General features: G+C 37.1%; 15 protein-coding genes. 5 read left to right on the top strand and 10 right to left on the bottom strand.

The annotated features are described in order from the left end of the window. Positions 1-18: 18 nt before the first annotated feature. Together AC1MPL_RS03790 and yccS are read left to right on the top strand one after the other, a co-directional pair. Entirely contained in the window at positions 19-1236 is a 1218-nt protein-coding gene (locus tag AC1MPL_RS03790; protein ID WP_479764360.1) for a glycoside hydrolase family 28 protein, read from the top strand. An 87-nt stretch (positions 1237-1323) separates the two neighbouring features. Beyond that, a complete protein-coding gene (yccS, locus tag AC1MPL_RS03785; protein WP_479764358.1) occupies positions 1324-3483 on the top strand; it encodes a YccS family putative transporter in 2160 nt (719 codons plus the stop codon). Between the two features lie 30 nt (positions 3484-3513). Here the strand turns inward: yccS and AC1MPL_RS03780 are convergent, their stop codons facing one another. Continuing rightward, positions 3514-4752 carry an MFS transporter gene (locus AC1MPL_RS03780; RefSeq protein ID WP_479764356.1) on the bottom strand — a complete coding sequence of 413 codons (1239 nt, stop codon included), beginning with the start codon at positions 4750-4752 and terminating at the stop codon, positions 3514-3516. Between the two features lie 353 nt (positions 4753-5105). Here AC1MPL_RS03780 and AC1MPL_RS03775 point away from each other — a divergent pair, with 353 nt between their 5' ends. After that, the gene (locus AC1MPL_RS03775; protein WP_479764354.1) at positions 5106-6911 is read left to right on the top strand and encodes an aminopeptidase P family protein; all 1806 of its coding nucleotides are present in this window, start codon (positions 5106-5108) and stop codon (positions 6909-6911) included. Between the two features lie 48 nt (positions 6912-6959). Here the strand turns inward: AC1MPL_RS03775 and AC1MPL_RS03770 are convergent, their stop codons facing one another. Continuing rightward, positions 6960-8366: an FAD-binding oxidoreductase gene (locus tag AC1MPL_RS03770; RefSeq protein ID WP_479764352.1), complete on the bottom strand. Its 1407-nt coding sequence runs from the start codon at positions 8364-8366 to the stop codon at positions 6960-6962. A gap of 88 nt (positions 8367-8454) precedes the next feature. Between AC1MPL_RS03770 and serA the strand changes: the two genes are divergently transcribed. Continuing rightward, positions 8455-9687 (top strand): phosphoglycerate dehydrogenase, encoded by a 1233-nt coding sequence (gene serA / locus AC1MPL_RS03765; RefSeq protein WP_479764350.1) that lies wholly within the window; start codon positions 8455-8457, stop codon positions 9685-9687. Positions 9688-9757: 70 nt separating this feature from the next. Next, positions 9758-10687, top strand: coding sequence for an EamA family transporter (locus AC1MPL_RS03760; RefSeq protein ID WP_479764349.1), 930 nt, complete (start codon positions 9758-9760; stop codon positions 10685-10687). Between the two features lie 13 nt (positions 10688-10700). Here the strand turns inward: AC1MPL_RS03760 and AC1MPL_RS03755 are convergent, their stop codons facing one another. The 8 genes from AC1MPL_RS03755 to AC1MPL_RS03720 all read right to left on the bottom strand — a co-directional run bounded on the left by AC1MPL_RS03755 (position 10701) and on the right by AC1MPL_RS03720 (position 15674). Next, entirely contained in the window at positions 10701-11468 is a 768-nt protein-coding gene (locus AC1MPL_RS03755) for a sulfite exporter TauE/SafE family protein (protein WP_479764347.1), read from the bottom strand. Between the two features lie 17 nt (positions 11469-11485). Further along, entirely contained in the window at positions 11486-12400 is a 915-nt protein-coding gene (gene truB / locus AC1MPL_RS03750; RefSeq protein ID WP_479764345.1) for a tRNA pseudouridine(55) synthase TruB, read from the bottom strand. A gap of 156 nt (positions 12401-12556) precedes the next feature. Then, positions 12557-12928, bottom strand: a complete 372-nt coding sequence (rplS, locus tag AC1MPL_RS03745) for a 50S ribosomal protein L19 (RefSeq protein ID WP_023273467.1) — start codon at positions 12926-12928, stop codon at positions 12557-12559. Between the two features lie 141 nt (positions 12929-13069). Next, positions 13070-13810, bottom strand: coding sequence for a tRNA (guanosine(37)-N1)-methyltransferase TrmD (trmD, locus tag AC1MPL_RS03740; protein WP_023273468.1), 741 nt, complete (start codon positions 13808-13810; stop codon positions 13070-13072). Between the two features lie 47 nt (positions 13811-13857). Beyond that, entirely contained in the window at positions 13858-14406 is a 549-nt protein-coding gene (gene rimM, locus AC1MPL_RS03735) for a ribosome maturation factor RimM (protein WP_479764344.1), read from the bottom strand. A 19-nt stretch (positions 14407-14425) separates the two neighbouring features. Next, positions 14426-14683: a 30S ribosomal protein S16 gene (gene rpsP / locus AC1MPL_RS03730; protein ID WP_023273470.1), complete on the bottom strand. Its 258-nt coding sequence runs from the start codon at positions 14681-14683 to the stop codon at positions 14426-14428. 131 nt (positions 14684-14814) lie between these two features. Further along, positions 14815-15240, bottom strand: a complete 426-nt coding sequence (locus AC1MPL_RS03725; protein ID WP_479764342.1) for a type IV pilin protein — start codon at positions 15238-15240, stop codon at positions 14815-14817. Next, positions 15240-15674 (bottom strand): type IV pilin protein, encoded by a 435-nt coding sequence (locus tag AC1MPL_RS03720; protein WP_479764341.1) that lies wholly within the window; start codon positions 15672-15674, stop codon positions 15240-15242. The genes AC1MPL_RS03725 and AC1MPL_RS03720 overlap by 1 nt, the downstream gene beginning before the upstream one ends.

The following is a 15674-nucleotide window of genomic DNA, read 5'->3' as shown; positions in this document are numbered from 1 at the left end:
TATTACCCGTAACTATAAATGAATATTAAAACCGTACCACATACTCTTGCTTTATCTGTATTCACCTGCATCAATCTCATTTCATCAACAACATCAGTATTTGCAAAAGATCTTATACTTCAAGAACCTACAATTCCCGATAGTTGTAATATATTGATGCCTACGAATACAGATGCAGCACAAACTATTCAACAAGCTTTAGACCATTGTGAAAAAGGGAAAGCTGTTTACTTAGCCCCAAATGGTAAACAGCATATATTCACAAGTAGCCCCCTCTTTATACCATCTGAGCGTAGCTTAGTGATTCAATCTGGTGTCGTACTTAAAGCAATAAATCGTGCTGCTTCTTTTGATATAGGTAAGCAAACTTGTGGCAAGCTCGATCATCATGGTGGTGGATGTCAACCATTCATTACTTTTGACCATGTCAAACATAGTGGATTATATGGCTCTGGAACAATAGATGGACAAGGAAATTTTCCTCTTGTAGATCTGCCAAACTCAACATGGTGGTCACTCGCAACTGATGCAAAACGAGAGAAATTAAAGCAAAATAATCCTCGGCTTATTCAAATGAATCATAGCCAAGATATTACGCTATATAATATTCAGCTCATTAACTCCCCTAACTTTCATGTCGTATTTAAAGAAAGTGATGGCTTAATGGCTTGGGGAGTTAATATAAAAACGCCTAAAAATGCACGAAATACAGATGGGATTGACCCAATCTCATCAAAAAATGTAATCGTTGCATATAGCCAAATTAGTACAGGGGACGACAATGTTGCAATTAAAGCCAATCATTCACCTGCTGAGAATATGTTATTTACTCATAACCACTTCGGAACAGGTCACGGTATGTCTATTGGAAGTGAAACCAGTGGTGGCATATTTAACATACAAGTCGATGACTTAATAATGGATCATACAACCAATGGCTTAAGAATTAAAAGTGATCAATCTTCTGCAGGTGAAGTTGCCAATATCTCATACAATCATGTGTACATGCATGATGTAAAATACCCTATTATGATTGATACAGTGTATGAAAAGAAATCTGGGCATGATCAAGCCTATTGGCATGACTTAAACTATCATGATATTTCTTCAGATACTGCTGGAAAAGTTATAGTTAATGGTGTGAATGCACGTATACCCATAACAATGAATATGTCTTCAATACAATTTACACCTGATACAACATGGAATGTCATTAATGCACATATAACCCAATAATCTGATTATTATTTAGACATTAAAATATTTGACATGCTCTAAAAAAAAGAACAATCTTTATAAAAAATTAAAGGTGTTTTAACGTCTGTGAGCAGTTTATTAGAAAAATTAAATCAATATAAATCGAATGTTCTTTTCATCTACTGCCTACAAATTTTTATTGTATTTTCAGGCACATTACTCGGTTTATATTATATAGGCTGTATTGAATATATTGTTCCCGTTACACTTGGCGCAATTGCAGCCGCATTGACTGACTTTGACGATCGGCTCAGTATTAGGCTACGTAACTTACTGTATGTATGCATCTTGTTTTTTGTTACGAGCAGTATTTTAGAATTTCTTGCCCCCTATCCCTTACTTTTTATTCTTTATCTTTCACTCTCTAGTGGCTTTTTAATTCTTCTAGGAAGCCTAGGACAGAGATATTCAGTGATCTCTTTTGGTACAATTCTACTATCAGTCTACACGATGTTTGGACTTGATGGTCATAGTATATGGTACTTTCAACCAACTTGCTTTGTATCTGGTGCACTTTGGTATGGCGTCACTTCTATTATATTTTATCTATTGAAACCCACACTTTTTGTGCAAGATAGTCTAGCAAAAACCTTTCTTTCTATTTCAGACCTTCTCACACATAAATCCAAACTCTTTGATCCTGACAATAATAAAGAACAGATTCATAATTTGCTTTTAACCCTTTCAATGAAAAATGCAAACCTTGTTCAACACCTAGATACAACTAAAAGCGCACTTCTAACAAGACTCAAAGCATCACGTGCGAATAAAAATACACTGAGATGGTTACATCTCCATTTTTTTGCACAAGATATTCATGAGCAAGCTGCATCAAATTACTTAAACTATGAGCGTATTGGTACCAACTTTAGCCGTAGCGACCTTATCTTTAGAATACAAAAAACGGTTCGACTTACCTCCCAAGCATGTACAGACCTTGCACAATCTATATTGCAACATACTGTATATAAAGTAAAAGAAGAGCATACAATTGCACTTTCACATCTAGAAAGCTCAATGCACGATTGGATTGAAGAGAATCCAAATAATCTTGAAGTTAAAAATTTGTGCCTTATTCTAAATAATTTAAAAAACATTTATGAGCAACTGTTTCAATTAACACTTACACACCAAATAGAAAACTCACCTGCATTTCATAATATAACCGAGAATAATACCAACCTATTAGATAATGATATTCAAGACTGGGGAGATCTAGTCTTAAAATTCAAACAACACCTTACACCTCAGTCTTCCTTATTTCGACATGCTGTACGCATTGCTTTTGTCTTTTGTGTCGGTTACGGCATTTCTCTTTTCCCATTTTCCAAAAATGGTTATTGGATACTTTTAACAAGTCTATTTGTTTGCCAAGTCAGTTATTTTGCAACAAAAAGTCGTTTAAAAATGCGTACGCTGGGTACAATTTCAGGCGTTATTATTGGCGTACCTATCTTGTATTTTATACAGAATACAGAAAGTCAACTTATGCTAACTGTAATTTGCTCCGTACTATTCTTCTATTTACGTGTCAAAAAATATGCTATAGCAACACTTATGGCAACACTCATGGTTTTACTTATTTTTAGTCTTAAAGGATCTGCATACGATATTATCTTACCTAGAATTATAGATACTTTACTTGGCTGTTTCATTGCATGGTTTGCTGTTAGTTTTATTTGGCCTGATTGGCAATGTCGTAATATTTCCAAGAACATTATTAATAGTGATATCGCAACACTCGACTACTTAGATGAAATTAGCTACCAATACGAATATGGCCGTGATAATGGTATGAGATACCGTACAGCACGGCGTTTTGCTCATAATAGACAGACTGAACTTGCAAATATGATTTCAAGTTTGAGTACAGAACCTAACCCAAATAAAACACTCATTCATGATGCCTTTCGCTATCTTATTTTAAGCCATAGTCAACTTAGCTATATTTCTGCACTCGGGGCACACCGTCATACTGTCGATGATGAAAATATTTTGTCACTTATGCAATGGTGTGGTCAGACACTTCGAGAAGTTTTAATTGAGCAACATCCTTTATCTCAACAAAATATAGAAGCAAAACTTTTAGAAATTGAAGTATTGTCTTCTCAAACGAACTTATCTGCACAGCTTCAACTCACACTCAAGCAAATTTCCTTACTTATTGAAATGCTACCTGAAATTAGCACACTAAAACATACGCTTCTTACACAAGAGATAAAATAAAAGGGAGTTCTAAGACTCCCCTTTTTTTATTTATGCTTGGTCTTTAGCTTCAGCCTCTGCTCTTAAACGCATACCTTTGAGCAAAGCACGGCGCGGGAACGTAAACCAAATTAAAATAATTACGACACTTGCAAGTAAATAAGCCGCCATATGGAAGTGGCTATATAACTCACGAACTATTTCAATACCAGTAAAGAAACAAAGCATATTTAAAATAGACATTGCTGCTGCAACTGTTCCTTTTGGCATATCTGAAGAAGAAAATGCAAAACGGAAAACTACTGACACCGCAATCCCTTCCCCAAAACTTACAAGTGTTAAACCTATTAAAAGAAGAGGTAATGTGAGCGATGGAACAACAAGCCCCAATGCCGCAATCACTGCCCCTGCAAGCATAATTGGAAAACCAGCAAGAATAGTTTTACCTAATGGATAACGATCGACAACTTTAATTAAAACAATGTTACCTAGAATCAAACCACCAAAAATAGGAATTTGAAATAAGCCATATTGTAGGCTTGATAAACCAAGCTCATTCACCAACATGACAGGAGAGATTGATATCCACAACATCAACGGTAAAACAACCAATGGTAAAGCAATTGCTAGACTTAAAAAGTGGCTATCTGCATATACTTTTTTAAAGTCACCAAACAAATCGCTCATTGGTTTTTTCTCGGCTGTCGGCTTTACTTCAGGCATATATGCCTTAAGACCAAACCAGCTTATCAATGACATCAATACAATAAAAATAAAACCCCAATGCCATGAAATATGGTCTATCAGGAACGCACCAAAAACAGGCCCTAATAAAGGTGCCAATAATGAAATATTGGTCATTAGCGCCATGACTTTCACAGCATCACGCTCTTCAAATGACTCTTGTACCGCTGCATAACCTACTGCCGAAACAATAGTTAGTCCAGAACCTTGTAAGAAGCGCAAAATAAGGAATTGATACATATTTTGCGTAACTAAAATAACAAGACAGCAAATGGTAAAGAATAATACACCTGCAAGTAATACTTTTTTACGACCATAACGATCGGATAATGGCCCAAAAAGCCATGCAACCCCTGCACCACCCAATAAATAGAATGACATTGCAGAAGGAGCCCATGTGGGACTCACGCCAAAATACTGCGTAATTGGCAACATCGCAGGCTGAATTAAATCATTACAAATGTAAGTCGCCAATTCAAACAGAACAAGCGCGAGAGGGAACATTAACGTCGTAAGACTTAATGTTTTTGCTTGAGTATTTTGCATTTTTTTCTAAAAAATAACGAGGTACAGCAAGAGCATCTTAAAAATGTCAGAAAGTGCCATTTGCTGAACGATAGACTATGGGAGTTCGCAAATTACGGATACAGCACCAACTGATTGGAAATGAATGCGGCATTGAATTTGCTTTCAGGTATATGAACTAAACAGTGACATTTTTTGATCAATTCAAGGAGCGCAACATTAGCATATTTTTATATAAAGGTCGAACATGCATGCTTGCCCAACTCTAAATTTTAGCCCTATTTTACTATTTTAAGACATTGGCTTGAGATCATAGTCGTCAGGACACTAAGTGTTATATTATTTATTAGTTTACCAATAAAGGCCGATGATTTATGCAAGATATGTCGATACAAGAGAAATTAAAACAACTGCGTCAACAAATGCAGACACATCATATTAGTGCCTATATCATTCCAAGTGCAGACCCACATATGTCTGAATATCTACCTGAATATTGGCAAACTCGTGTATGGTTGTCAGGCTTTACAGGCTCCGTCGGTACATTAGTTGTTACGGAAAATGAAGCAGGGCTATGGATAGATGGACGCTATTGGGTACAAGCAGAGCAACAACTTCATCATACAGAAATAAAATTACAAAAATTGAATGCGGACCCTGCTTCTACACATATTTCATGGCTTGCCAAACACCTAAACCCAAATGATACTGTCGCAACAGATGGAAAGATCCTTTCAATCTCACAATACCAGCAACTTTCAACAGCATTGAGTAAAAAAAATATTGGTTGCCAAACGACAAAAGACTTTATTTCACCACTTTGGAAAAACCGCCCTGCACTGCCTAAATATCCTATTTATGAAATGCAAACAGGGTTAAACCATCTCACTCGTTTAGAGAAAATACAACAAGTTGGTCAGTATCTCTTAACTGAAAATATAGATGGACACTTCATTTCAAGCCTAGATGATATTGCTTGGTTACTCAACTGTCGTGGTGAAGATGTCGAATATAATCCAGTTTTTCTCGCCCATATCTATATTTCTAAAGAGGGTAAGACCACTTTATTTATTCATGAAGAAAAAATACCACACAAACTTAAACAAGCCCTTTTAAAAGATAAAATTGAGATTTTACCGTACGAAGACAGTGCCAAATTTCTTGCCAACATAACAGATCAAACACTTCTACTCGACCCAAATAAAATTTCTATTTACCATGCAGATGCATTACCCAACACAACAAGAATTATAAAAGACCTTAACCCAACAACGCGTTTTAAAGCAGTTAAATTGCCAAGTGAAATTCAGCATATTCAAAATGCAATGCTAAAAGATGGTATTGCGTTATGCCATTTTTTCAGTTGGCTTGAGCATGCGGTTAAAAATCAGGAAGTTATTTCTGAACTCACTATAGATGAAAAAATTAACGCTTATCGTGCAACACAAGATGGATTTCTTGGGCCAAGCTTTGCCACCATTGCAGGATTTAATGCCAATGGCGCACTGCCACACTATAGAGCCACGAAAGAACAATTCTCTTATATTGAAGGCAATGGATTACTCTTAATTGATTCAGGTGGACAATACATTGATGGCACAACAGACATTACTCGTGTTATTCCAATTGGCACACCAACAGATCAACAAATGCATGACTACACACTTGTTTTAAAAAGCCACATTGCTCTTTCACAAGCAATTTTCCCTGTTGGTCTACCCGCACCACTATTAGACAGCATTGCAAGACAACCACTTTGGCAAAAAAACTTAAACTTTAGACATGGTACAGGGCACGGCGTTGGCTTCGCACTCAATGTGCATGAAGGGCCTCATAGTATTTCTTACTATGCACCTGTAAATAAAAATACCGCGATGCTTGAAGGAATGATTACTTCCAATGAACCGGGGCTATATAGAGAAGGACAATGGGGTATTCGTATCGAAAACCTTATTGTAAATGAGATTGTTCCACATGAAACACAAGAATATGGTGAGTTTTTATGTTTTAAAAATCTTACGCTCTGCCCAATTAATACCACATGTATTCAGCAAAATCTTTTAACAGATCCCGAAAAACAATGGCTCAATAAATACCATGAGCAAGTTCAAAGTGCGTTACTCCCTCACCTCACAGGAGAAGTAAAGAACTGGCTAATTCAACAAACAAAAGCGATTTAAAACATAAAAAAGAGCGATATAACATCGCTCTTTTCTATTTAGATTCGGTTAATCAAATAACTTACCCGGATTCATAATCGAATTTGGATCAAAAACTTTTTTCAATGCTTTCATATATTCAATTTCTTCAGGACTTCTCGTCATTGCAAGATAAGGCTTTTTGGTCATACCTACACCATGTTCTGCTGAAATAGAACCATCATATTTTTGAACTGTATTAAATACATGCTCATTTACGACTTTACATTTTGCAAAGAAATCATCTTTATCTAAATTTTCAGGCTTTAGAATATTTAAATGTAAATTACCATCACCAATGTGCCCAAACCAACAAATCTCAAAATCTGGATAATTCTGCTCGACAATTTCTTCAATTTCTTTAATAAATGCAGGTACATGCGTAATTAATACAGAGATATCATTTTTATATGGTGTAAACGGTGCAATAGACTCTGAAATATCTTCACGCAAACGCCACAAGCTTTCAACTTGGTCTAGGCTTTGACTCAGAACACCATCAAGTACCCAACCTTCTTCCATGCAATGCTCAAAAATTTCCATTGCTGAGTCCATAATTGGCTCATATGGTGCTTCAAATTCTAGCAATACATAATATGGACATTCTGTATCAAATGGACGTTGTACATGACCGTGGTCAAGTACTTTTTGCATTGCAACTTCACCAAAAAATTCAAATGCAGTTAAATCAATCTTACTTTGAAATGCATGTAAAATTGGCATCACTGCATCGAAATCAGGTACACCAAGCACCATCACCTGTAGGTCATGTGGCTTACGCTCTAGCTTAATTTCTGCTTCAGTCACAATTCCTAATGTGCCTTCACCACCAATAAATAAATGCTGTAATGCATAGCCAGTTGCATTTTTTATCATGCCTTTATTCAAACGTAATACATCACCTTTACCAGTAACAACGGTTAAGCCAAGCACCCAGTTTCGGGTCATACCATACTTAATAACCTTAATACCACCAGCATTGGTTGCAATATTGCCCCCCATTTGGCTTGAACCTGCAGAAGCAAAATCGACTGGATAGTACATATCTTTAGATTCGGCATATTCTTGAAGTTGCTCAGTTACCACCCCTGCTTGAATACGAACCATACGGTCTGCTGGGAAGAAATCTAGAATTTGGTTCATTTTATCTAAGCTAACAACGATTTCACCATTGCTTGCAACTGCACCCGCAGATAATCCTGTACGACCACCCGATGGCGTAATCGCAATTTGATTTTGATTAGCAAACTGAACAATTTGCTGTACTTGTTCTGTAGATGAAGGAAAAACAATAACAGATGGATTCGGCTCAAAATGCTTGGTGTAATCTTTACCCCAATTTTCTAAACTACTGGCATCCGTTTTCACTCGACTTTCACCGACAATTTCGGTCAATTGAGCTAATAATTGTGGCGATAACTGTGCTGCAATACTCATCTTGGCAAACCTAGCAAGAAATAAACAAGTTGTTGATCATTATGTTATCATACTGAAACCAATATTTGGCCTTTGTAGCGGAGCCGTAATGAGCCAACATCTATCTCTTGATAAAGATAAAATTCGTTTTTTACTCCTTGAAGGTGTACACCAAAATGCAATTAACACATTAAATGCAGCAGGTTACACGAATATTGAATATCACAAAACTGCATTAGAAGGCGAAGCTTTAAAAGAAGCTGTTAAAGATGCACACTTTATTGGTATTCGCTCCCGTACTCAATTAACGGAAGAAATCTTTGAAGCAGCAGACAAACTAATTGCTGTAGGATGTTTTTGTATTGGTACTAATCAGGTTGATTTAAAAGCAGCCATGCGTCGTGGTATACCTGTATTTAATGCACCATTTTCAAATACTCGTTCAGTTGCTGAACTCGTTTTAGCTGAAACGATTCTTTTACTTCGTGGCGTGCCAGAAAAATCGACAACATGTCACCGTGGTGGATGGCAAAAAACTGCTGTTGGTTCATTTGAAACACGTGGTAAAACATTAGGAATCGTTGGTTACGGCTCAATTGGCTCACAACTTTCTGTACTTGCAGAAAGCTTAGGCATGCAAGTCATTTACTTTGATACAGTAACAAAACTACCAATGGGTAATGCACGTCAAGTGGGTTCATTAGATGAACTTCTAGAAACTGCAGATGTTGTTACATTACATGTACCTGATCTTCCATCAACACGAAACTTCTTTACTAAAGAACAGTTTAATAAGATGAAACAAGGGTCTATCTTCTTAAATGCCGCACGTGGTACATGTGTTGTTATTGAAGACCTTGCAGATGCAATTAAATCTGGTCATTTGGCGGGTGCAGCAGTTGACGTATTCCCTAAAGAACCTAAAGGTAACAATGAGGAATTCCAATCTCCTTTACGTGGCTTAGATAACGTGATCTTAACACCACACGTTGGTGGTTCAACTATGGAAGCTCAAGCAAATATCGGCTTTGAAGTTGCTGAAAAATTTGTTGCTTACTCAGACAAGGGTATGACACTTTCTGCGGTTAACTTCCCTGAAATTGCACTTCCATTGGCAGAAGGTAAACACCGTTTACTACATATTCACAAAAACGTGCCGGGCGTATTATCAAAAATTAATACACTGTTTGCAGAACAACATATCAATATCTCAGGTCAGTCTTTAATGACTAAAGATGATGTTGGTTATCTTGTTATGGATGTAGATGCATCTGCTTCAGCTGAAGCACTCGATATGCTCCATCAAGTTGAAGGAACAATACGTATTCGTGTTTTGTTCTAAGTTAAACGTATATTTGAAGAAGCCATAACTTTTAAGTTGTGGCTTTTTTATTCTGAATAAAAAGGCCTATATGAATATAGAAAATCAGAATAAATACAGCTCTGCAATTTTTCTGCTACTTATCGCTATTGTAAGTATTCAACTCAGTGGTTCTCTTGCTAAAACATTATTTCAAACACACGATGTTCTAGTTGTCGCCACCATGCGCTTAGGAATTGGGGCAACTGTTCTAGCGATTGTCGGTCGTCTATGGACAATCAACTGGAAAAATATTCGATGGAAAACAATTATTATATATGGCATCGCACTTAGTGGTATGAATGCTCTATTCTATATGTCACTTAAGTACTTACCCTTAGGTATTGCTGTTTCGTTTGAATTTATTGGCCCGTTAGCTGTCGCATTATTTCATGCAAAGCAAAAGTTTGACTTAATTTGGGTTGGGCTAGCAATTTTAGGTATGTGTTTACTTTTTCCGTTTAATAAAAGTGAATTTTCTTTTAATATAATAGGTATTGCATATGCGCTAGGGGCTGGAGCTTGTTGGGCTTTCTATATTCTTTCTGGTCAAAAAGATGCAGGTATTTCGGGAATAAATACAGCCAGTTTAGGCATGTTTATTGGTACATGCTTAATACTACCTTTTGCACTCCATAGCGGTAGCTTTACACACGCATTTGAGGCAAAGTCATTAAGCTATTTCTTTTTACTTGCAATATTAGCCAGTGCTTTACCCTACGCACTTGAAATCATTGTACTCAAAAGAATTCCCCCTTTAGTGTTTGGTACACTCACCAGCTTAGAACCTGCTGTTGCTGCAATTTCAGGCTTCATTTTTTTACATGAAAGTCTGCTTATTTCGCAATGGTTTGCTTTATCTACTATTATCATTGCTTCAATTGGATGCACATGCTCAACGCACTTTACAAAACTCAATTTAGAACGAAAGATGCGTAAAAAACAAAAACAGCTCGAACAGCAATTTAAAAAAGGATCTTAAAAGATCCTTTTTTTTAACCCTTAATCATTTGATAACCAATTCGAATAATTAAGACTGAAACAAGTACTAAAAATATTTTTCGAACGAAACCACTGCCATATTTTAAAGCAACTTTCACACCAACCACCGAGCCAATAATATTGGCTGTAGCCATCATTAAACCAATGCCAATTAATGCATGACCTGTTGGAATAAAAAAGCTCAAAGCTGCAAAATTGGTCATAAAATTGCCAATTTTAGACAATGCAGAAGCATGTACAAAGTCTACACCTAGAAACCGAATAAAAAAGAAAATGAAAAAACTGCCCGTACCCGGCCCAAACAATCCATCATAAAATCCAATAATAAGACTACCTATAGCTGCATAGATTAATACTTTCTTATTTACTTCAAGTTGATTATCTGTTTGTCCAAAATCTTTTTTTATAAATGTATAAACTGCAATAACAACCAATAAAACAAATACTAATGGCCTTAGCACAGATTGAGGAATAAGTGACAAACAAGCAGCACCTGCAAATGCACTAACAAGTGCACAAAGTGCAATAACACTTAATAGTGCCCATTGCAGTTTTACCTTTTTACTAAAAGTATAAGCTGCCGATGCTGTTCCAAAAATAGATGAAAGCTTATTTGTACCAATTACGGTTGCAGGCTGCATCTGGGGAAATGTACTCATCAGACCAGGGATTTGGATTAATCCACCGCCACCAACAGCAGCATCAACCGCACCTGCCGTAAAAGCAAACCCTATGAGCGTTATCGCAGTTAATACATCCATTTACCTTTTACTCACTCTTAACTTCTATATAGGTTTAAAACTCTTTTTGGAACAAGTCTCTTTTTATCTGTAATTTCTGCTAAACCCAAACATAATTCTCCATCAAAAACTAAAACCTGACTATCTTCAAAATGATCGATATTACTTTCTAAACCATTGCAGAAATATTTTGCCCTGCCCTCTGGGACTTGAACACGTGTGAAATGCTCAACAGGTGCAAATGCAGGAAGTAATAAAGCTTCTCTTTCGTGTTCGGTTAAGTTCTCTAAATATTCAATGGTATATTCTGGAATTAAATCAAAATGTCCTGTACCAACGCGATGCAATGCAGAAAGATGACCACCACAACCAAGTGCTTCTCCAATATCTTCACCAAGTACACGGATATATGTTCCTTTAGAGCAGGTTACATCTAGTGTCAGACTATCTTCAGTAAATGCAACAAGTTTTAAATCCGATATCGTAATTGGACGTGCTTCTCGCTCTATTTCTATACCTTGTCGTGCAAGTTCATAAAGTGGCTTACCATGCTTTTTCAAAGCCGAATACATTGGTGGTACTTGCTGGATATCTCCTCGAAATAATTCGAGTACTTTCTCTATTTTTTCTTGAGTTAATTCAGGTACAGATCGTTGCTCTAAAACATCTCCCTCTACATCTCCTGTTGTTGTTGTAATACCTAATTTCACTGTCGTTTCATAGCGCTTAACTGAATCAAGTAAATAATGAGAGAACTTCGTTGCCTCACCTAAACAGATAGGCAATAAACCAGTTGCTAAAGGATCTAATGCACCCGTATGACCTGCCTTTTCAGCACGAAATAACCAACGTACTTTTTGCAGTGCAGCATTAGAACTTAGATGTAAAGGCTTATTAAGTAGAAATACGCCATGGATATGACGGCGCTGAATTTTTTTCTTTTGAACTGACATATTTTGATACAACAACAAAAAGACAGGTCATATTAACAAACCTCAATTCGATGATCAGCACAATTATCAGTTTTTATAATTTCTCAATTTTATATTCATTATTTTAAAAATAAAAAATGCGCCATATTGGCGCATTTTTTTTGCTTCAAGTAAAGATTATTTCGCTTTACGAGCAGGTAATTTTTCACGAATACGTGCAGCTTTACCAGATAATTCACGTAGGTAATAAAGCTTAGCGCGACGTACGTCACCACGACGTTTAACTTCAATTTTAGCAACGATTGGTGAATGTGTTTGGAATACACGCTCAACACCAACACCGCTTGAAATTTTACGTACAGTGAATGCAGAGTTCAAACCACGGTTTTTCTTCGCGATTACAACACCTTCAAATGCCTGAAGACGCTCACGCTCACCTTCTTTTACTTTTACTTGAACTACAACAGTATCACCTGGTGCAAAAGCAGGAATATCTGATTTTAACTGTGCATTTTCAACAGCTTGAACTAAAGGATGTTTACCACTCATTGTGGGAATCTCCAATAATGCGGTGAAGACCTTGTCTTACGACCGCTGGGAATAGAGGCTTTCACGCATATTGACCCGGTTATCTTCCCCTTTATTGTTGGATATAACAATAAAGAGCCTATCTCAAATCGCTTAAAACACTTAAGCTTTTAAATCTTTTAGCCACTTCTTTTGCTGTGGACTCAACTCAACTTTTTCAACCAACTCAGGTCGGCGATCTAGTGTGCGTTGATACCTTTGCAAAAAGCGCCACTTTTCAATATTGCCATGATGCCCTGATTTTAATACATCAGGTACAGACAAACCTTCAAAGTGATCGGGCTTTGTATATTGTGGGCAATCTAAAAGACCATCCACAAAAGAGTCCTGCACCGCAGATTGTTCATCAGACATTGTATTCGGTAATCTTCGAATCAATGTATCTAACAACACCATTGCAGGGAGTTCACCACCAGAGAGAACATAATCACCAATAGACCACTCTTGGTCGACATATTGCTGAATAAGGCGCTCATCAATGCCCTCATAACGACCACAAAGTACAATCATACCGTCATATTCAATCAGGTCATGCACTTCATTTTCATGAAGGGTTTTCCCTTGTGGAGACATATACACCACAGGAACACGTGTACATCCTGCTTGCGAAGCAAGTTGTTTTGCATGATGAATTGCTTTTGCCAAAGGCTCTGCCATCATCACCATACCAGGGCCACCACCAAATGGACGTTCATCCACTCTTTTGTAGTTTCCCTCAGCAAAATCACGAGGATTAATGCAATGTATTTGCACAATATCGCGTTTTACCGCACGCCCGCTAATACCGTAGGCTGTAATCGCTTCAAACATCTCAGGAAAAAGCGTAATGACTGCAAAAAACACCGCAGACTCTCCTCTATTTCCTGCTGTGACTCATCCAAAAATATGGATTAATAATCTATGCCCCAGTTGACATAAATACGACCAGCTTCAAGATCAACGGCTTGTACAACGTCTTTATGCCACGGAATCATTCGCTCTTCGGAGTCAATGCTGTCAGGTGTAGCGTGAACCACCATTACATCATTTGCCCCTGTCTCAAACAGTTCATGAATTTGACCAAGATTTACATCTTGTTCCTCTTCATTCAGACTCATTACTGTAAGACCTTTTAAGTCAGACCAGTAATATTCATCTACACCTGCTTTTGGAAGTTGCGATTTTGAAATCCAAATATTAGCACCGACTAAACTCTCCGCTAATGTGCGATCACTCACATCTTTTAGCGCAACAACCAAGCCTTTGCCATGTGGCTTCCAACGTTTTACATTCACTATTTGCCAACCAGCTTTGGTTTCTACAAACCAAGGAAGATAGTCAAATATGTTGCTCATGGGTTCTGTATTTGAATACACCCACAGCCACCCATTAAGTCCATATGCTGAACGTAACTGTCCAATCTGAATACGATCTTCGGGTACATTCTGAGTTGGTTTCATGGGCTATACCTACTACAAATTATGCAGCAGTTGCAGCTTTTTTAGCTTGAACAGCTAATGCAGCAACACGCTCAGATGGTTGAGCACCTTGAGCAACCCAGTGTGCATAGCGATCAACGTCTAAACGAAGTTTTTCCGCTTGACCTTGAGCAGTTGGGTTAAAGAAACCAATACGTTCGATGAAACGACCGTCACGTGCATTACGGCTATCTGTAATGATCACTTGATAGAACGGACGTTTTTTAGCACCACCGCGTGCTAGACGAATTACGACCATGTTAATACTCTCACATGTTAATAAAACTTTTTAGATTCGGCTGAACCTAAAAAGGCGAACATTTTACGATATATTCGCCAGAAGGGAAAGGTCAATTTTTGAGTTATTCACAAATTTGAATTTATTTAAGCCTAATTCCATGTAGATGTTGCAGTTAAACTACATGTTCCTTGACCTTTAGCCCAATATTTCCAGCCATCTTGATTTAAACAAATAATACCATCACCATTTTGCCGACCTGATGTTGGTGTCGCTGTTAAAGTATATCCACGATTATCTGCATCTAAAGTAAGCGCAATTGTATAATTCGCTGTTCCTTGTGCAGGATAACTCGCAGACCCACCAATATTTGCTACCGTTGCATTTGCATAGGTACGATTTACAATTTTGTAAGACTGTAAACGCCCAGCAAGTCGTGTGAGTTCACTTTGAGCATCAACCCTGTTTGTTTTAACAACATAGTTTGTATATGATGGATAAGCTATTGCTGTTAATATAGCCACAATAGCTATAGCAATCATTAACTCAATAAGCGTAAAACCTTTTTGTATTTGCATTACCAATTTTCGCTCCCTGTATCACATGTCTTAAATGTCACATTGCTACTTGCTTTATTCTTACAGCGTAATCCACCACTTGTAAGTAATAAAGAGTACTGCTGAGAGTCTCCATTAGCTACTTTAGCTTGAACTGCCCAATTTGAAGCACCAAGATCGCTTCCTGATTGATCTTTTACATTAATCGTATATCCAGTAATAGTATTAGGGTTTACTGAAAACCCTTGGTAGCTAAAATTACGTGCCTTATAACGCTCTAAGAGTACTGCTATACGTTGCATTTCTTGCATAGCTCTACTCTCATTGGTTCGCCTTAAATAGCTTTGATAGCTTGGTATTGCAATTGCTGCACATATTGCAACAACCACAACCACAACCATAAGTTCTAGAAGAGTAAAACCTTTATTTTTAGAGTAATATTTTTTTTCCATCAT

It is taken from the genome of Acinetobacter sp. N1-1 (assembly GCF_056711485.1).
Note: the sequence above shows the minus strand (reverse complement) of the source record. Positions and strands in the feature narration are given on the sequence as shown.